The following is a 19,285-nucleotide window of genomic DNA, read 5'->3' on the forward strand; positions in this document are numbered from 1 at the left end:
CGACTGGTTGAAGACTGGTGCCCATAACTGACTCCGTCAAGATACCCTCTTAATTGGACTCTATTAAAGTAGTTGAAGTTCAAACTAATACTAATAATAACAACAATTAGCTTTATAATCGCTATCGACTTTACAGGACATTTTCTTACTTTACACGGACTAATCCGGTACTAAAGCCTGAAAATGTCGATAACAGCTGCTCATTGCCCCCAGAACACCGAACACTATTCCGGAAAGCATCAATATACCTAAAATACTAAAACCGGGGCCGGATAATACCATCTCACTATTATACAGTCCGGCAATATTCATCATTTCATGACTCAAGACAGTTAATAAAGAAAAAACAATAACTTGAGCCAGAACAGCACCGATCACGCCATACCAGATCCCCATATAGATGAAGGGCATGGCGATAAAACCCCGTGTCCCACCCACCATACTGATAATTTTGATTTCATCACGCCGGCTTTCAATGCTGAGGCGCACGGTGTTACTGATCACCAGAACCACGGTAAGCCCAAGAATTCCACCCAGCATGACGGCAAAGCGTTCCAGCATGGTTAATATTGCCTGAAGCCTCTGCACCCATTGCCTATCCAGACGAACCTGGTCGACCCCATCCATTCGTTGAAAATGAATAACAGCATCATCCAGTTGTTCAAAAGAAGCCTCACTGACAGGCAACAGCTCAATCACACCGGGTAATGGATTAAACCCAAGCTGGGCGATCACATCCTGCAACCCGGCCTTTTGCTGAAAGTCACTCACCCCCTGCTCAGGTGATATATAGACAACCTCTTTAATCAGCGGGTTTTCACGGTAATCAGAAATGCGTTGATCGATAACTTTCTGGCTAACCCCATTATTGAGGTAGATAGAGATTTTGGGTTGCCCATCCCAGGTAGCCCCAAGCACCTGAACATTACTCACCAGCACAAACAGCAAAACCGGCAGGGAAAAGGCAACAGCGATCAGCAAACTGTTTAACAAACTGGCTACAGGGTTCTTCAGCAGGCGGTTCAGTGCATCCTTACCCACCTGTCGATGCAGGCTAAACAGCGAGTGCAGCGTCAGGGTAGCTGCAGCCTGACGATTAGCGCCTCTTTTGTGGGTATGAGCGTCTTTATGAACAGTGCTTCCAGCAGATTTTCCCACACCAGCCTTGTCATCAACTGCTCGTTGTCGGCGGCCATCCTGTTGACGCCTGTTGCTCTTATTAAAAAAGCTCACTGAACCTCCTGGTCTGCAACCAGCCTGCCATGATCCAGAGTCAAAATACGGTGTCGCATTCGAGCCACCAGCGCCAGGTCATGACTGGCAATCAACACGGTAACACCCACCTGATTAAAGCTCTCAAACAGTTTCATGATTTCGGTGGACAACTGAGGGTCAAGGTTTCCGGTAGGTTCATCCGCAAGAATCAAGGCTGGACGATTCACCACTGCCCGCGCCAGACCAACGCGTTGCTGTTCACCACCAGAGAGAGCAACAGGAAACAGCTTTTCCTTGCTTAATAGCCCAACCATATCCAGCGCAGCTCGAACCCGGCCAGCGCAATCACTGGGAGAATAGCCGGCAATAAGGAGTGGTAAAGCAACATTATCAAAGACGGTACGATCAAACAGCAGCTGGTGATCCTGAAAAACCACACCAATATTGCGGCGGAGATAGGGGATACGACTGTTCTTCAGAGCCCGCAGGTTATGGCCTCCCACCCAGACCTGACCTGCACTGGCCCTTTCAAGAAGCATGATCAGCTTCATCAGGGTACTTTTCCCTGCACCAGAGTGGCCTGTCAGAAACGCAATCTCCCCCCGTTCCAGGTGAAAACTGACCTGCTCAAGGCCAACATGACCTCCCGGGTAACGCTTGCTGACACCGTCAAAGCGAATCATCCAGCTGTCCTTAATCTATCCTTCTTGGATGCTATTCAAGTAGCCAACATCAGGGGGGCTGCTAAAACGATTTAATGAGCGACACTTGCCGCTCACCAGCCACGGCCTCAACCTTCCCGGGAGAATAGTGCTTTAACAAACTCTTTACCCGAGAACGGTCTCAGATCATCAATCTGCTCACCCACCCCCAGGAAACGAATAGGGAGTTTCATCTGTTTGGACAGTGCGAAAATCACCCCACCCTTAGCGGTTCCATCCAGCTTGGTCAGGGCCATTCCGGTTAACTGAACAGCTTCATGGAACAGGCGAGCCTGGCTCAGGGCATTCTGCCCGGTACCAGCATCCAGCACCAGCAACACCTCATGAGGCGCATTAGGGTCCAGCTTCCCGAGAACCCGCTTCACCTTTTTCAGCTCCTCCATCAAATGATCCTTGTTATGGAGGCGACCAGCGGTATCGGCAATCAACACGTCGATATTGCGAGCCCTTGCTGCTTCGAAGGCATCAAAAATAACAGAGGCACTGTCAGCACCAGTATGCTGGGCAACCACCGGAATCTCATTCCGTTCACCCCAGACCTGCAGCTGTTCAACAGCAGCCGCGCGGAATGTATCGCCAGCTGCGAGCATAACCTTGCGGCCTTCAGACTGAAACTTACGAGCCAGCTTGCCAATGGTGGTGGTTTTACCCACACCATTCACGCCCACTACCAGGATAACAAAAGGCGTGTCCTGTTCAGGAATGACCAGTGGCTGGTCAGCAGGCTCAAGAATATCAGCAAGCTCGGATTGCAGCGCAGCCATCAGGGCATCGGCATCATCCAGCTCTTTGTACTTAACTTTCTGGGTCAGCTTTTCAATAATTTCAGTGGTGGCTTCAACCCCCACATCAGCGACCAGCAACTGAGTTTCCAGCTCATCCAGAAGGTCATCGTCAATCTCTTTTTTACCGATGAACAGTTCTGCAACGCCTTCGACCAGAACGTTACGGGTTTTGCTCAGCCCCTGACGCATCCGGGCAAAGAAGCCCCCTTTGGCTTCAGGCTTGCTCTCTAACTCAACGGGCGCTTTTTCGGGCTGTATTTCTGGCTCAGCAGCTTGAGCAATTTCAGCAGCAGCTGTTGCAACCGGGGCTTCTTCATCAGAAGCCTCTGGTGCTTTATGGGTGGGCTCATCCAGAGTCTCATGATGAACAGGCTTATCTTCAGCGTGCTGAGCAATCTCAGGCACAACATCAACAACATTGGTTGAGGATTCAGAAGCCGACTCTGGAGTAACTTCGGGTGTTTCTACAGTGGATACAACGTCTTCTACTGCAGGCTCAGCCTTTGGCTCTACCTGTTCTTCAGAAACGTCATTCTGGGTACGTCGACCCCAGGGCCAAAAACTGCGTTTGGCTTTTTTCTCATCGTCTTTGCGCGAACCGAACATAGACTACTTCAATAACCTTGGTGGGAACGCCTGATGAATGTCAGGATTGTCATATCTCTGAAGCCTGTCCGGAGTCGTTTCCGTAAAAGCAAATGAAAAGCAATGACAATCAATCATGCAGGCTATGAATAATCGCTTATCCTATCTTAATTCAGGCTGTCACGAAATGAACTTTCTCTGGGAAAATAGTCCAACTCTCATGAACCCGAATGAAACAATCCACAATAAAAGACTGCTACTCTGGGCAACTGGAGGTCTGGCACTTATTTTTCTGGTTTATTTTATTTCACCAGACTCCGTCACCTATACACATCAAGCCACCATCACGGAAAGTGAAATCCCCCCTTCCCGTGACACCAGTCGAATCAATGAGGCGGTATCTCATGTGAGTTCAGACTAGCAGGCTCTGCTTACACTCTCCGCGGTTTATTGCTCTGAGCAGAAAAAGCCATGACAGCCAGGGAACCACAGCCAGAGAAAACAATTAATGGCCAGAGACTTCCTGTTGGCAAAAGTGTCACCGCAGCCGTACCGAGCAAACAGACCAGAATGGCTTCAAGGCAGTAGTAAAGGGCAACCCCAGTACCGGCAATATCTTTAAATTCAGCCAGAGCCCCTGTTGCACAGACAGAGCAGGTAATACTGATACCAACCGAAATGACCATCATCGGTAACAGCAAGACCAGAGCATCAGGCAATTTCAGAAATTTTCCCAGCAACATCAGCAGAGCACCAGACAGTATCACCACCATACCCAGCCTTAGCGTGCCAGAGACACCAAACTTACCTGCTATAGATCCGGCAAACCGGCTGACAACAATCATCACCACAGCAGCCATGGCGAACAACAGACTGAACATAAAAGGCGAGTAACCCAGCCTGCCCATCAAAATATCTGGCGCAATGGAGAAGTAGACAAAGAAAGACCCCATGGCCACGGTAAAGCCCAAGGTATATAGAAGAAAAGCTCTGGAGCTGATAACCCGGACAAATGCATCGGCTATGCACACGTCAGACACAGAGCGATTGGTTTCAGGCCAGCAGAACAACGCATGCACCCCAACAACCGTTCCAGCCATAGCCAGACTCCAAAACACCGACTCCCAACCAAACCAACCAATCAGAAGTGATCCGACAATAGGTCCTAATGCTGGAACAAAAGCCAACATGCCTCCCAGAAGAGCGTACAACGTCGCTGATTCCGGTTTATGGCCATAGACATCCCGAACAGTAGCAAACATTGCTACCAGGGCTGCTGAACCACCAGCCGCCTGACAGAGCCTTAAGAAAATAAAAGCTTCTATAGACCCCACCACGGTTAAACCAATAGAACACAGGACAAAAAGCAAACTGCCAAAGAGCAGCACAGGCCTGCGCCCATAGCGGTCAGATAATGGCCCAAAGATCAGCTGACCACACCCAAGCATCAACATATACAAGGAGAGTGTTAACTGAACCATCAACGGTGATGTTGAAAAATATTCCCTCATCCCCGGCAACGCGGGCAGATAGATATCCATCCCCAGGGAGGCCAAAAGATCAAAGGGCACCATCAACATCAGGGTACGCGTCAGAGAGAAAGTCCACTTTTTTTGCGACGATGAATTTTTTGAGAATGACAAGCCGATAGAACTCCGTCAGAAGCGAAGAATACATTTCTGCGGCATATCGGAAGGTATTTCAGACAAGCCACAGCACCAGATAGATGCTGTGGCTTAAGTTCGTGTTCTGACCATTGGCCTCATTTTGTGGGCTCTCACTGTAGATAAGTCGTTAGACTAGGTGATTATTACCCACAGAACAATCATGGCTGATGCGTATATCAGCACATGACTCATCAGGAGATTGGGACTCCATGCCCTGAAGTGATGAAAGCCCCTGACCTGTAGATCACCCAATTAGCCACGCGTTATATCGATGCATAAACGAAACAAACTGCTCCCTTGTGGAAACATAAAACGTTGAGAGGTCTAGTTTTTTTGACAATGGCTTTGCAGTATCTTCTGCTGCATCAACCTCAGGCTTTCGGAGAAGTTTGTAGGCATCGTCCTGAATTACTGCAATTGTTCTTCTGGCCAGTTCTTTCGATTTTGCAACAAAATTAACCTCATGATCACTACAGCTAACCATTGACTTATAGCCAAGATTACTGCTTCCAGCTAAAACAAAATCATCAATGACGATTACTTTTTTATGAAGCGTTGTTTTTCGAGGTAAATTAGCCTCTTTTTGCCCGTATTCATACACAGAGATATTGTCTATACACTCTGGTCTAATCTGAGTTAACAATGATTTTACTTCTGCACGATTTCTCGGCCCAAAAGCTTTATGACCTGAGGGAGAGAACTTTTCATTACCATTGGTTACGATTGTTAATTTAACACCTGAGTTTACCTTTTTCGCAAGCAAACTTTTTAAGTCTTCAGGACAATGAAAGTACATATGATCAATATAAATATGCTTTTTGGCCGCTTTTACCCGTCGTTTTACCTCGTCATAAAAATCATTCGAACTTTGCTCAGGACCAGAACAATAAATTCTAGCAGTACCTACTGCCATCTTATCCCCCCCCCACCGATTCTTCAAAGCCCCCTTATCCATAGGGCATTTACGATCATTTTTTGTTTTAGTTTTAGTTTTAGTTTTAGTTTTAGTTTTAGTTTTAGTTTTAGTTTTAGTTTTAGTTTTAGTTTTAGTTTTAGTTTTAGTTTTTGTTTTTGTTTTTGTTTTTGTTTTTGTTTTATATTCAGATTTTAATTCATCTAAAAGAAGCGTAGTAACATCTGGCCCTGACGAAACTCCCCGGTCACCATTATATATCTTCCATATACGACCTAAGTTCAAAAGCTGCTCCTGGAGATTAATGGCAAACTCAGAGCCTACAAAACCAAAATCCATATCACGAAAACCTCTCGGCAGGAGATAATCAAGGAAGCCTCCATTACTAGCCACATTCCCACATCTATCACCAACACCTTCATAATAAGCATACTTATCTTCGATACCACTCCCCCCCATCACACTGTACATGCCGTCCACAACAAGACCCTTAGTATGGTTTGTTATTTTCTTAAGCTCATCAGAATACATAAAACAATCATCAGTCAAAATAATCTGAAATAATTCAGGATAATTGCTGGTAAGGAGGTCAATCTTGGACTTATTAGATTCTGTAAAGAACTTTGAAGATGAAAGTAATAATATTTTAATTTTTTTACCATCCTGAAGTTTGGAAATAAAAACATCAAGAATTTCATCAAAAGAGTTACCGCCACAATAATTACCACTTAACACAACACTTTTTTCTGCTGTCTCTATCATTCCTTTTTTGACTTGAAAACCTACTTTGCTGTTTTTTACTGGAAAAAATAATACATTACTCATATCTGGGGATTTTTTTCTTCCATTGAAACAAGGACTAATACCCAAGTCCCTACTTAATGAAAGTACTTTACTTCTAAGAGCATAAAACCAACGACAAAAAAGACTCCCCCATGACTCCGGCATTTCAAACAGCTCCATACCTTCCCCACGGAACGATTCAAGAACAGGAAAAGCTCCTGGCTCCATGGACTTTATGCGAAAGATAGGATGATGATAACTTGTGGGTTTAACAGATACTATGGACCTCTCTGGTAAATCAGGCCCTAATCTTTGCTTCATCTGAATATCAATTTCTTGTATGAGCTCTTCGTCAGAAACCGTGAATGAAGCGACACGACGTGTACAGAAAGCATCAACAGCACATTTTAAACCCTTGAAGAAACCATGTTTACTATACAAATTGTGCGCCATTTCCATGGCTTGGAACCGGCTTGAGGCAGAATAAGTAACACTATGCACCGCTAACTCCATATTCGCATCCATTTTGTCATCCCTAATTTACTACTGTTAAAAAAATGGGCAGCCTAGCAACATCAAGACTAAAGTTTACTAACAAAATGGTTAGGTAAAGTTAACAATCTTACTATTCTCAGGTCTATCGCTTGCCGTTTGAATGCAGCGGCACACAAACTGCTATAAATAAGAATATCGTATGATACTATTACCAATTTTTGAAAAATGGCCGTTAAGACTCATAAATCAAGCAATTCAAAGCACTCTTCACATACTGGCGGAGGTCAGCTGCGAATTATTGCGGGGGAATGGCGTAGCAGGAAGCTGCCAGTTGCCAATGTTCCAGGGTTGCGCCCGACATCGGACCGTGTGCGAGAAACGGTATTTAACTGGCTGGCAATGATTACCCCCGGAACAAAGGTTCTGGATGTATTCAGTGGCACAGGTGCGCTGTCGATGGAAGCACTTTCCCGAGGCGCCTCCTCAGCAACCCTGCTGGAAAAAAGTCCCGTTGCCGCCAGAACGTTAAAGAGCAACCTCGCGCTATTAAAAGCTGAGCACGCAAAAGTTGTTGAGACTGATAGCCTCAACTGGTTAAACCAAACAGCTGAAACCAGTTTTGACCTGATTTTTCTGGATCCACCGTTTCGGATGAATCTGCTGGAGCCTGCCTGTCAGCTACTTGAAAGCAACGGCTACCTCAATGAAAACAGCCATATTTATATTGAGGTAGAGAAAGAACTGAACCCTTTGCCTGTTCCGGAGAACTGGCAGCTGGAGAAAAGCAAAACCGCTGGGCAAGTAAGCTTCAGCCTCTGGTCTCGCATAAAAAAACAACAATAATCAACGCCTCACATATGGACTTACCGAAACGATATCAGTAATCTGTGCGCGGCTGATCTTTATCAAATAAACAGTGCGTCTGAACGCTGTATTATCCACAGGCTTACAATTATGGATGCCGTGGGTCGGGTGTCTCTTTTACGACTTTTTAGTTTAAGAAGTTTCCATAAAGAATGGCTCATGGCGATTTGGACGTATTCCTAATCTAAGAACGAACCTGAAAACTCTAAGGAGCAGTTCCCCATGAAACAACCCGTACGAATTGCGGTCACAGGTGCAGCTGGTAACATCAGCTACTCTCTGCTGTTCAAAATCGCTGCCGGTGAAATGCTGGGGCCTGATCAGCCTGTGATCCTGCAACTGGTTGAGATCCCACAGGCTATGGACAAACTTCGTGGCGTTGCCATGGAGCTGGAAGACTGCGCCTTCCCACTGGTTCACGGTATCAGTCTGCACGACAATCCATTTGATGGTTTCCGTGGTATTCATTACGCCATGCTGGTCGGAGCTCGCCCTCGTTCCAAGGGCATGGAGCGTGCTGATCTACTGGAAGCGAATGCGGTTATCTTTGCTGAACAGGGCAAAGCGCTGAATGACGTGGCTAACCGTGACGTTAAAGCCCTGGTGGTTGGTAACCCTGCGAACACCAACTGTCTGATCCTGTCCCGCAATGCTCCGAACCTGGCTCCATCCCAGTTCTGTGCCATGACCCGACTGGATCACAACCGTGCACAGGGCATCCTGGGCAACAAGCTGGGTGTAAACCCATCAGATATCGAAGGCGTCTGTGTGTGGGGCAACCACTCTCCAACCATGTACCCTGATCTGCACCACGCCCAGGTACTGGGTGATGAAGCTGCCATCGATATGATCGATGAGAAGTGGTACAAGGAAGAATACACACCTCGCATCCAGAAGCGTGGAGCTGAAATCATCGAATGGCGTGGCCTATCCAGTGCTGCATCCGCCGCACAGGCTGCTCTTGATCATATGCGTGACTGGGCCCTGGGCAGTGATGGCCGCATCGTTTCCATGGGAATTATTTCCGATGGCAGCTACGGTGTCGCCAAAGGCATCTACTACTCTTTCCCTGTCGTCTGTGAATTTGGCAGCTATCAGATTGTTCAGAACCTTCACATTAACGACTACGGTCAGAAAATGATGAAGAAAACTGAACAGGAACTGCTGGAAGAAAAAGCAGCTGTAGACCATCTGCTGCCTAAAGAAACTGCTGCTTCCCGCGAAGAGCTGAGAACTTCCAGCCGCAGTGGTCAGACTGAGTTTGACGCAGGTATTGATACTGGTGAGTCTTACTACAAAGCAGACCGTATCTGCTAAGCAGTAAATCCGGTCGATTGATACCAAAAGACAGGAAAGGCTCAATTATGAGCCTTTCTTTTTATCCATAATGCCATTGAACACATCAGAAAGAACCTGGGCCGTACTTTGAGCCATTTCTTCGTACTGTTCTTCAGGAGGTCTTCTTTCACCCCAGACCTCTTTGGCTTTATCAAAAGTCAGACTCTTCCCTTCGGTTCCAATTCCCTTGCAATCTGCTGTGTTCCCAACAATATGGTTTGGCCCAACAAGAATCGCATGATCCGTCATCACCCGATCATTAAAAGCCAAACTGAATTGATGTCGATCCGCAGATAAACGGTGAATAATCGATTCAGGCATCTCCGGCTTAACTGCATTAACACTCAGGCCTTCAAGTGTTTTCAGGGGAAAGAAGGTATCCTGCTTCAAAGCAGGATCAGCGCCCAACGCTCTCAACGTTTGCAGATTATCTGATGTCACCGGCACCATCAGTAGCATTGTATCTCTATAACCTGACAATTCTGAAGATTTTGCGTTTTTGTGCAACTGATCAGAAATCGGCCGTCCCCAAGTTACTTTACCACTGGGCACAACGAGAGCCAGATGGTGTTCATCCAGAATTTCCTGAACACCGGGCTTTAACGTTCTTAAGCCTGAGACTGGATCATCATCAAACAGACAAACATTGGCATCACCAGTAATAGCAAGATCTTTCAAGTCACGCCCATGAGCAGTATGGTGATTAATATAAGCTCTGATCCTTGTTCCAAACTCACTGTCAGCTTCAGGCGTTGCTTTTTCCAGTTGAGCAGAAATCTTCTTATCTCTCTGCTCCATTTCAACAGATGCCCCATGAAATGAGTAAGTACCATCAGAAAAGGCAACAGAATCTTTCAAAACTTTCCCGCCAGCGTTTTTGATCACCAGGTCATCTTCAACTTGAACCAACGAAGAATCATCAAGATTCGACAGGCTAATATCAGGAATATTACTCTCATTCCTGACCGTTCCATGTTCACTCCCCCGGTAAGTTGACTCGACTGCAACCACCTTTTTTCTACTTCGGTGAACATCTCCAGCCGGGTGTAATGGATCAACCGCATTTTCACCATCATAAATAAAACCATCACGGTAAGCCTGGATGACCTGATCTTCATGTTGAATAAATGCTTTTAACTCCTTTGACTGATGATGCCCTCCTCCAGGTTGAAGACAGAGTGACTCCATTACCATCTGCAGCTTATAGAGATCTCCCTGCCCCATTCTCTGCCAGGCAAAAATCAGCTTACTCTTTAACTTATTCTTCAGAACTTCCAGATGGACTGGAGATGCTGTCGCCTGCCATGTATCGAGAAGTTTTTTTTCAAATCGGGCCAGATTCGTTTCAGGATCAGACAATAACGCTTCAATTTTTTTCGTTGCATCTGAGACACCTGATGATGGATAACTTTCACCAAAAAGGTAGTCCACTACGTCATCTACATAGGGGGCCGCATCACGAATAGCATTATTCCAGGATTCAAAAGACAGGCTTAGCTCTTCCTGTCGTTCTTCAGATCCAACCCCCACCCCAGAACTCTGAGCTAACAACTCTGCTGTTTGGGCTATTTCAGCATCAGCACAATGTTCTGGTTTAGTAGCTATGCCACCTTTCTTTTCCAAAGACATCGCTCTTCCAGATACTGATAAATTCTGGTTTTCTTTATCCTGCTGATTGGCTGACACATATCTTTTAGCAGAGGTGGGAGCAACACTCATATCCAGTAACTTTCGCTTTCTCGGCTCCGGCATGACTTCACTGCCCTTCGGATTTCTTAAGCCCAGCCCACGCCCCCTTACCTGAAGAACCTCCTTACCATCCCGGCTGCCAACAGGTTCCTGATTTTCATGCGGCCCCTGTGCCAAAGGCGTCCGATTATTATTGGTACCAGAGATCGACATGATTTCTTCTTCCTGAAAAAGCATCCATATAAAGGGTCAACAGAATAAACATGAAACTGACAACACCCCTTTTTCTGTATCGACATGTCTGCCTACTACAAAATAAAAAATAGTCGTATATATCAGATATCAAGGGGAGAAAAGTAAGTCTGCTCCAGCGCTTTGAAGGAATCCATGGCTTCGGGCGTAATGAACCCCCGATCCATAATCAGAACCTGATATATGATTCTGTTGAGCATCGCTCTTGACGGCTCCCCCTTTTCATCATTCAACACGCCATGGACCAATTCATGCCAACTGGTCAGAACCATAAATGTATTCAGGGCAAGCGCTTCAATTTCTTCATCACTGGCTTTTATCAAGCCTGATGCAATAAGCCCTCGGAACACCTGCTCTATCATCGTGATACAGAGGCTGGCAAATCCTCTGTACATGACTTGCAGCTCATCGCTCCGGGCAACAGCTCCATGCAGCCCCCGAAATATAAAGCGGTATCTCCACATACCAGCCAGCAACGCTTCCAGATACTGCTGCTTGTCCTCCAGTGTGATTCCCTTCCCTGCAGGCAGGACAATGTCGGCAGTCAACGTTTGCTGAAAACCCTCAAAAAGCGCAAGGATAATCGCGTCTTTATTGCGAAAGTGATAGTAAAGGTTTCCAGGAGAGATACCCATGTGGCTGGCAATATGGTTAGTCGTCACAGCTCTTTCACCCAGCTCATTAAAGAGTTGCATGGCAGTATTGAGAATTTTTTCACGCGTTTTCACAGCCATATAACCACTTTCACCATGTACCCTTAACGAAATAAAAAGACTGTTTGCAATAATAAGCAATTGACGATTTAGAGTAATTACTCTAAAAATAACATAAACACGATAGTCCTGCTATTCAGCACTATCGAGAGTCTGCATCAAAAATGCAGGTTTCTCCCCCTTCAACGAGGGTGGGCAAGCCTCTCTAAGAGCAGTCTTTAGAAAATAAAAAATAATTAAAACAACCATTAATGCCTAAGAGGGAGACAACCATGACCGCTGCCGAACCCATTACGTCAGAGCACAGGAAAGTGACCCAGCAAATCACAACCCCTCTAGAGGATCTTCTTGCCGTTCAGAAGAAAGCGTTTCTGAAAGACCCTAACCCAACCTATCAGGAACGGGTGGCCCGTATAAAGGCCCTTGAGAAAGCATTGCTGAGCAATAAAGATGCATTACTGTCAGCTTTAGATGACGATTTTGGTGGCCGAGCCAGAAGCGAGTCTTTACTCACAGAATTTATGCCAAACCTGGGCAATATCCACTATACGCTCAAGCGGCTTAAAAAATGGATGAAACCCAGCAAGCGAAAGCTGAGCCCTCAGCTTTTGCCAGCTTCAGCCAAAGTGGTGTATCAACCTTTGGGAGTTGTAGGTATTGTGGTGCCCTTTAACTACCCACTGTTCCTATCTCTAGGCCCATTATTAACGATTCTTGCCGCAGGCAACCGGGCCATGATCAAAATGTCAGAGTTCACACCAAAAACCTCGGAACTGGTCGCCCAACTCATTGAACAGACCTTCCCGGCAGATCTGGTCACGGTGGTTTGTGGTGATGCGGAAGTGGCAACTGAATTTACCAGCCTGCCCTTTGACCACATTATTTTTACCGGTTCTACGCCTGTTGGCCACCATGTCATGCGAGCTGCGGCAAAAAATCTGACACCGGTAACTCTGGAGCTGGGAGGCAAGTCTCCGGTTATTGTGGATAACGATTTTCCGATACAGGAGGCGGCGGAAAGAATCTGCTATGCAAAAGCCCTGAATGCTGGTCAAACCTGCGTAGCGCCAGACTATATTCTGGTAAAAAATGACCAAAAGGCCGCTTTTATTGAACACTACCTGAAAGCCTTTCGAAAAATGTACTCAAAGGTCAACGGGAACAATGATTACACTTCTATCATCAATAACCGTCATCACCAGCGCTTATTGAAACTGCTTGATGATGCCAAAGCGCAGGGAGCAACTGTTCATACGCCAGGCAACGAAGAAGTTAACGACGGAAGCCGTCGAATACCCATCCACTTGATCGAGAATCCATCCGATAGCATGGGTATTATGCAGGAAGAGATTTTTGGCCCCTTGCTCCCTATCATCGGTATTGACAGCCTTGACGAAGCCATTCAATTTGTACAGGACCGCCCCAGGCCTCTGGCACTTTATTACTTTGGTTCTAACACTAAAAATCAGGAAATGGTTCTGGAACAGACTCATTCCGGTGGAGTCTGCATTAATGAGTGCCTGTTTCATGTAGCGGTGGAAGATATGCCTTTTGGTGGCATCGGCCCATCAGGTATGGGGCACTACTATGGTTACGAAGGTTTCCAGACCTTTTCTAAAGCAAAGGCAGTGCTAACCAAAGGCAAGCTGAACAGTGCCAAAATGGTCTATCCCCCCTATGGAGGATGGTTGCAGGAAAAAATGCTGGCGTTCCTTTCTGGCGGCAAATAATTCTATCCTTTAAAGTCTGGCTCCCAACCTGGGAGCCAGAACCATGAAAGACTATGGCCTTTCATGGTTACAGTGTTGAAACACAAGCAAAACTGAACTATCGCCATCAAGAAAGGTCTTACATATTATAGAACTATAAGAGCTGATCTTGATATGACCACTTATGGACCTGCCACTCTACTCGCAAGCAATGGCGGCTCTCCAGAAAACGCAACGCCGGGTGTTGACATACCCAATCACCAGCAGACGGACTGGTCTCGCTGGAGCGTATCCAATGCCGCTGACCTTTCAGGAAGGTTCGCTCAATCAGCTTTTTCTGCCGCAACCAACCTCATTGATCGTGCGATAAGTATTATTCAGAATTTTTGCACTTATATCCTTCAACATTTTCAAAACGCACCGGACAGTAATGATTTTCAACGCTTCCTCATCTATCAAAACCAACTCGTCAATTTCTGGAGTTCTAAAACTCAATATGAACAGGCTCTATGTGAGTTAGTAGATGGTCAAAAGAGAGGCCATTGGTGCTGGTTTATATTTCCCATCCTTGATGGTAGAACAGATCGGCCGAGTGATAGATGTAAATATTTTGCTTTCAAAAGCCGTCAGGATGTTCAAAACTTTTGGTCAGACCCCACACTGAGAAGCCGACTGGAGTCAGTGTGTAATACAATCAATCAGCACAAGAACAAAAATATCGGTATTAAAACGATCTTAGGTGGTGGAGAAATGGGGCAAACAGACAGCTTCAAGTTACACGTCTGTGTTACTCTGTTTGCCCAGTTAACTGGCCACTCCGTTTTTCATGAAGTTCTCAACAATTTTTACTCGGGAAAACCCGACACCAGAACTCAACACCTCATTACTCACTGGCCTAAACTACGGACGCCATCAGATAGTTAATACCCTTTCTCCCTCATTTTGAGCTACATAACGACAAAGCGCTAAATAATCCAGCCATTTGAACCCTTTTGACTATTTCGTTAACATGCCCTTTTACTAAGAAAAGGTCGCCATATTGTCAGGCATGGTTTCCTAATAATAGCCAGCTGCTTTAGCTATTTGTTAGTCACTTGAGCCTGTCACTGGAATTGTGGCCGGAGAGTCATTTTTAATGATCAAGGTAATCTATCCTGGTACGTTTGACCCTATCACCAAGGGCCACATGGATCTTGTTGAAAGAGCGGCTAAACTGTTTGACACCATTGTCATTGCGGTTGCTGAAAGCCCCAAAAAAAAACCACTATTTGATCTGGAAACCAGGGTCAGCCTCGCCGAAGAATCAACAGCGCATCTGCCCAATGTTCAGGTGACAGGCTTCAGTTCTCTGCTTGCGAGCTTTGTTGAAGAACAGCAGGCTCAAGTTATTCTCAGGGGGCTAAGAGCCGTTTCTGATTTTGAATATGAATTCCAGATGGCCAATATGAACCGGGTGCTGGCGCCAAAAGTGGAAAGCCTTTTTCTTACCCCGGCCGAGCAGTACTCCTATATTTCCTCTACACTGGTTCGGGAAATTGCATCCCTTGGTGGGGATATTTCCAAGTTTGTATCGCCATGTGTTCAGAAAGCACTAACAGATAAGTTCAACGGAAACTGAGACACTGTCCGCCTGAATCGTTTTTTATATGCCTCAATCAGGCGGAGCTAAATTTCAAAGGTCACCTATGGCTTTAATGATTACTGACGATTGCATTAACTGCGACGTCTGCGAACCGGAATGTCCTAATAGCGCTATTTCACCTGGGGAAGAAATTTACGAGATTGACCCTCTGCTCTGTACAGAGTGTGTCGGCCATTATGATGAGCCTCAATGCCAACAAGTATGTCCTGTTGACTGTATTCCGAAAAACCCGGACTGCGAAGAAACTCAGGATGAATTGATGGAAAAATACCTTATTATCACCGCAGCCTGAAGGTGGGTCGCAAAAGCATTACTTCTTTTGCGACTCCCCGATATTTGTATCTTCAGGCATAAGCATGAAACCCATCAAGCGACGAGATTATCTATTTCCACCTCTGCATCATTTACTGCCTGCGCCTTGATATCATCTCCCATGTTAAGCCCTTCTGCATAAACAAACTCTACATCCTGAATGCCAATAAAACTGAGGTAACTATTCAGCACCCTTCATATAAATCTGGAATTTTCTGATTTTTCGACCATCATCTTATACTCAATTTTTCTAACAAATCTCCAGTATGGAACCAGACTTCCCAGCTACTCCGTTTACCGAAGCTCTCCTTAAAGAGAATGAAGAGCTTCGGACCGAGAATGCGCTTTTACGGGAACGTTGCAGCGAACTGGAAGAAAGGGTTAATAAAAACAGTCAAAACAGTAGTAAGCCACCATCGTCAGATGGTTATCAAAAGCCCAGTAAAAAAGGGAGTGATAAAGGTGATACATCTTCCAAAGAAGCCCCCTGCTCCTCACAGGAAACACCGAACCCCAAAAGCCTTAGACCATCTTCAGGCAATAAACCAGGTGGCCAGAAAGGTCATCAAGGCTCTTGTTTGAGACGTGTCGCCTTACCCGATTATGTCAGGCATCTGAAGGTTGAAAAATGTTGCTGTTGCCAGTCTTCGCTTATCGATATTAAACCCACCAAATACATTGAGCGACAGGTTTTTGATCCAGGTAGACCCGGAGAATTTGAAGTTACCGCGTACTGGGCAGACGTTAAAGTATGTCCTTGTGGTAAACGGAACACCGCTGAGTTTCCCCAAGGAGTGAAAGCCGCTGCTCAATACGGAGAAGTGACTCAGGCAATGGCTGTTCATTTAAACCAGTATCACTTCATCCCATATCACCGGGTGTCTGAGTATTTCAATACTATTTATTGCATGAGTGTCAGCGCAGGCTCTGTTGCCAATTTTGTTGCCTATACCCATGAGAACCTGGCCTCTACTGAGCAGAGTATCCGCGATGCTTTACAAGAAAGTCCGGTTGCAGGAGCGGATGAAACTGGCATGCGGGTTGACGGTTCACTGTGGTGGTTACACATTATGCGAGATGACCAATGGACGCTTTACTACCTCTCAGAAAGGCGAGGTTGTGAAGCAATGGATGCAATGGGCATCCTGCTGACTTTTGCAGGCATTCTGGTTCACGATCATTGGAAGTCCTACTTTGCCTATGCGGCAGTGCATGTGCTTTGTAATGCCCATCATCTGAGAGAGCTTCAGGGAGTTGTCGATAGGGATGCGAATAAGCTGGCTCTGCGGCTGATGAAATTGCTTACGCTCTCCTGGCACTTCTGCAAGAAATACAAAGCAGCCGGTCTGACTCAAATGCCTGGTGCAATACAGCTTCGCATTGAGACGATATACGACCAAATCCTTCAAAGGGCTCTCACGAAGGAAACCGCTTATATGGAAAAACAACGACAGGTGCTTGGACGTAAGAAGGTCAGGAATACCAAGGCCTACAACCTGTTCAAAAGGCTTATTGAGTTTAAGGTTGAAACGTTGCGCTTCATGTCGGACTTTTCAATTCCCTTCGATAACAATGGCAGTGAACGTGATGCCAGGATGGCCAAACTTAAGCAGAAGATCTCAGGCTGCTTCAGAAGCGAAGACGGAGGTACCATGTTTACCCGAATCCGAAGCTATTTATCATCTGCTAAAAAGCAGGGGTTGAACATATTTCAGGCGCTTCTTAAAGCGGTTCGAAATTACAACAATACGCCTTTGCTGGGTGCTGAATAGTTACAAACTGAGAAAGTGTCGAACCAGTGCGGTCTGTGTATCGTACTCAGTACCAGAATATTGTCCGCCTCTGGCAGCCATGATGTATGCTTTCTTTCCTTCCAGAAGTCCAACTGGACCCTGCTCGGTATATTTAAAGGTAACCCCAGCCCTGGCAATAAAATCAAACCAGGATTTTAACGTTGAAGGTAAACTGAAGTTATACATAGGCAACCCAATCACCAGAACATCAGCGGACTTCACTTCCTCTATCAACTGATCAGAAAGCGCCGTCATTTCTGTCTGTCGATTGTTTTTCTGGTCTTCGGGGATTCCAAAGCCCATCACGATTTCAGCATCCAGGTGCGGAATTTGCTCGTTAGCCAGATCTCTCACGTTAAGTTGAGCATCAGGATTAACGGCCAGAAAACGCTTAATAAACTTCTGTGACAACTGGGTTGACTGCCCATGTTCACCAAACAGGCTGCTGTTGATTTGCAGTAATTTAGTCATGCTTCACACCTTTCAATTCAGTATTGTTATGATCATGATTTAAATTTATCGTCGAAATTACCGAAAAAAAAGTTCAAAATACCGTATAAAACCATCGATTTATTAGATATAAAAATGTCAAAGGTAACACTTGATCAGTGGCGTCTGCTTCAGGCAGTCGTAGAACATGGAGGCTTTGCCCAGGCTTCAAAAGCCATTTTCAAAAGCCAGTCCACCATCAGTTATGCTATCAGCAAGCTTCAGCGTCAGCTGGGTATTGAACTGCTGGAGATTAAGGGGCGAAAAGCCGTATTGACTGAAGCCGGTAAAGTCATGCTCAGAAGAGCACAGACACTGCTTAAAGAAGCCGACGCTTTGGAAAAAGTGGCAGAAAGTCTTTCAGAAGGCTGGGAGGGAACGCTTACTCTGGCAGTCGATGTCATCTTTCCTAACTCATTGTTAATCAAGGCGCTAGATCAGTTCTCTCCCATTTCAAGACATACACGCCTGGAGATTGTTGAATCAGTCCTGTCCGGCACAACTGACATGCTGGTCAGTGGCAAAGCCGATATTGTTATCACAGGCATCGTTCCTCAGGGCTTTCTAGGAGAACCATTGTTATCCATTAATTTTGCGCCTTTCGCCCACAGGAGTCACCCTCTGGCTCAGCGTGATCAAGCAATCAGTGAGGGAGAACTAAAACAATATCGGCAAATCGTTATTCGTGATTCAGGGATAAAAAGGGAAGCTGATGCTGGCTGGCTTGGAGCCGAAGAGCGGTGGACAGTCAGCCACATCAGCTCTTCGATAAGGCTTGTCAGACAGGGACTTGGGTTTGCATGGCTACCAACCCATCATATTCAGCAGGAGCTTGAAGAGGGTGTTATCAAACGGTTAGATACCAAGCTCAGTAATAGCCGGAATGTCCAGCTGTATATGGTCTTTCCTGACTCGAACTATATTGGTCCTGCAGCACACAAATTAGCAATGATCCTCAAAAAATGCTGCCAAAGTGAGGCTGACGGGAATTAGCTTAGACGAACAAGATCCAGAAACTTTCCATCATCCCCATAGGTAATTTCAAAACGACCATAAATGCCCTCTCTAGTCACAAATTTCAGCATGATGTCGTAGGGGATACTCATTGTCTGACCTGATTCAGTACGGACTCTTACCGAGCTCTTCTGCCCTTTATAGTACTGAAGAACCTGATCAGAGTTTAGTTTTACGGAAAACACAGCCTTATGCATTGTTCAAACCTTTGTGTTTCTTATTCAGAATAATCGTTAAAAGAAGGCTTCTTTTAGTTTAGCAACCTTCTCTCACAAGGGTTATAGAACAAGGCTAAATTGCGGTTA

The 19,285-nt window shown here is 45.8% G+C and carries 19 protein-coding genes (1 of these 19 only partly in view); 8 read left to right on the top strand and 11 right to left on the bottom strand.

Annotation, left to right across the window (positions count from 1 at the left end; translation table 11 throughout):
* The 6 genes from rpoH to ACOCLE_RS16320 form a co-directional block, all read right to left on the bottom strand.
* A protein-coding gene (rpoH, locus tag ACOCLE_RS16295) for an RNA polymerase sigma factor RpoH (protein WP_419533364.1) crosses the window boundary here: on the bottom strand, positions 1-25 show its 5' portion. It extends 830 nt beyond the left edge of the window; only the first 25 of its 855 coding nucleotides appear in the window; the start codon lies at positions 23-25; its stop codon lies beyond the left edge, outside the window.
* Between the two features lie 134 nt (positions 26-159).
* Positions 160-1,233, bottom strand: a complete 1,074-nt coding sequence (gene ftsX, locus ACOCLE_RS16300) for a permease-like cell division protein FtsX (RefSeq protein WP_419533365.1) — start codon at positions 1,231-1,233, stop codon at positions 160-162.
* Entirely contained in the window at positions 1,230-1,898 is a 669-nt protein-coding gene (gene ftsE, locus ACOCLE_RS16305; protein ID WP_419533366.1) for a cell division ATP-binding protein FtsE, read from the bottom strand. Before ftsE ends, ftsX begins: the two co-directional genes overlap by 4 nt.
* 107 nt (positions 1,899-2,005) lie before the next feature.
* Complete coding sequence (ftsY, locus tag ACOCLE_RS16310) at positions 2,006-3,328, bottom strand: signal recognition particle-docking protein FtsY (RefSeq protein ID WP_419533367.1); 1,323 nt, start codon at positions 3,326-3,328, stop codon at positions 2,006-2,008.
* A gap of 410 nt (positions 3,329-3,738) precedes the next feature.
* Complete coding sequence (cml, locus tag ACOCLE_RS16315; RefSeq protein ID WP_419533368.1) at positions 3,739-4,950, bottom strand: CmlA/FloR family chloramphenicol efflux MFS transporter; 1,212 nt, start codon at positions 4,948-4,950, stop codon at positions 3,739-3,741.
* Positions 4,951-5,218: 268 nt separating this feature from the next.
* A complete protein-coding gene (locus tag ACOCLE_RS16320; RefSeq protein WP_419533369.1) occupies positions 5,219-7,195 on the bottom strand; it encodes a phospholipase D-like domain-containing protein in 1,977 nt (658 codons plus the stop codon).
* Positions 7,196-7,390: 195 nt separating this feature from the next.
* Between ACOCLE_RS16320 and rsmD the strand changes: the two genes are divergently transcribed.
* Entirely contained in the window at positions 7,391-8,008 is a 618-nt protein-coding gene (gene rsmD, locus ACOCLE_RS16325; RefSeq protein ID WP_419533370.1) for a 16S rRNA (guanine(966)-N(2))-methyltransferase RsmD, read from the top strand.
* A 243-nt stretch (positions 8,009-8,251) separates the two neighbouring features.
* Entirely contained in the window at positions 8,252-9,346 is a 1,095-nt protein-coding gene (locus tag ACOCLE_RS16330; RefSeq protein WP_419533371.1) for a malate dehydrogenase, read from the top strand.
* A gap of 45 nt (positions 9,347-9,391) precedes the next feature.
* On the opposite strand, the gene ACOCLE_RS16335 is transcribed toward ACOCLE_RS16330, so the two are convergent.
* Positions 9,392-11,293, bottom strand: a complete 1,902-nt coding sequence (locus ACOCLE_RS16335; protein ID WP_419533372.1) for a hypothetical protein — start codon at positions 11,291-11,293, stop codon at positions 9,392-9,394.
* A 98-nt stretch (positions 11,294-11,391) separates the two neighbouring features.
* On the bottom strand, positions 11,392-12,042 hold the full coding sequence (locus ACOCLE_RS16340; protein ID WP_419533373.1) for a TetR/AcrR family transcriptional regulator: 651 nt from the start codon (positions 12,040-12,042) through the stop codon (positions 11,392-11,394).
* 251 nt (positions 12,043-12,293) lie between these two features.
* Between ACOCLE_RS16340 and ACOCLE_RS16345 the strand changes: the two genes are divergently transcribed.
* The 4 genes from ACOCLE_RS16345 (at position 12,294) to ACOCLE_RS16360 (ending at position 15,664) form a co-directional block, all read left to right on the top strand.
* Entirely contained in the window at positions 12,294-13,751 is a 1,458-nt protein-coding gene (locus tag ACOCLE_RS16345) for a coniferyl aldehyde dehydrogenase (RefSeq protein WP_419533374.1), read from the top strand.
* 153 nt (positions 13,752-13,904) lie between these two features.
* A complete protein-coding gene (locus ACOCLE_RS16350; RefSeq protein ID WP_419533375.1) occupies positions 13,905-14,654 on the top strand; it encodes a DUF1810 family protein in 750 nt (249 codons plus the stop codon).
* Between the two features lie 211 nt (positions 14,655-14,865).
* Positions 14,866-15,348, top strand: coding sequence for a pantetheine-phosphate adenylyltransferase (gene coaD / locus ACOCLE_RS16355; RefSeq protein WP_419533376.1), 483 nt, complete (start codon positions 14,866-14,868; stop codon positions 15,346-15,348).
* Positions 15,349-15,415: 67 nt separating this feature from the next.
* Positions 15,416-15,664, top strand: coding sequence for a YfhL family 4Fe-4S dicluster ferredoxin (locus tag ACOCLE_RS16360; RefSeq protein ID WP_101745606.1), 249 nt, complete (start codon positions 15,416-15,418; stop codon positions 15,662-15,664).
* A gap of 74 nt (positions 15,665-15,738) precedes the next feature.
* Here ACOCLE_RS16360 and ACOCLE_RS16365 read toward each other — a convergent pair whose 3' ends face one another.
* Entirely contained in the window at positions 15,739-15,876 is a 138-nt protein-coding gene (locus ACOCLE_RS16365) for a hypothetical protein (RefSeq protein WP_419533377.1), read from the bottom strand.
* Positions 15,877-15,950: 74 nt separating this feature from the next.
* Here ACOCLE_RS16365 and tnpC point away from each other — a divergent pair, with 74 nt between their 5' ends.
* Positions 15,951-17,456 (top strand): IS66 family transposase, encoded by a 1,506-nt coding sequence (gene tnpC, locus ACOCLE_RS16370; RefSeq protein ID WP_419532963.1) that lies wholly within the window; start codon positions 15,951-15,953, stop codon positions 17,454-17,456.
* Here the strand turns inward: tnpC and ACOCLE_RS16375 are convergent, their stop codons facing one another.
* A complete protein-coding gene (locus ACOCLE_RS16375) occupies positions 17,457-17,948 on the bottom strand; it encodes an FMN-dependent NADH-azoreductase (RefSeq protein WP_419533378.1) in 492 nt (163 codons plus the stop codon). It abuts the gene before it with no gap.
* A 114-nt stretch (positions 17,949-18,062) separates the two neighbouring features.
* Between ACOCLE_RS16375 and ACOCLE_RS16380 the strand changes: the two genes are divergently transcribed.
* The gene (locus tag ACOCLE_RS16380) at positions 18,063-18,959 is read left to right on the top strand and encodes a LysR family transcriptional regulator (RefSeq protein WP_419533379.1); all 897 of its coding nucleotides are present in this window, start codon (positions 18,063-18,065) and stop codon (positions 18,957-18,959) included.
* Here the strand turns inward: ACOCLE_RS16380 and ACOCLE_RS16385 are convergent.
* The gene (locus ACOCLE_RS16385) at positions 18,956-19,177 is read right to left on the bottom strand and encodes a DUF2835 family protein (protein ID WP_419533380.1); all 222 of its coding nucleotides are present in this window, start codon (positions 19,175-19,177) and stop codon (positions 18,956-18,958) included. The two genes, ACOCLE_RS16380 and ACOCLE_RS16385, sit on opposite strands and share 4 nt — an antisense overlap.
* Positions 19,178-19,285 lie beyond the last annotated feature (108 nt).

The organism is Endozoicomonas sp., assembly GCF_965196975.1.
Taxonomy (GTDB): domain Bacteria; phylum Pseudomonadota; class Gammaproteobacteria; order Pseudomonadales; family Endozoicomonadaceae; genus Endozoicomonas.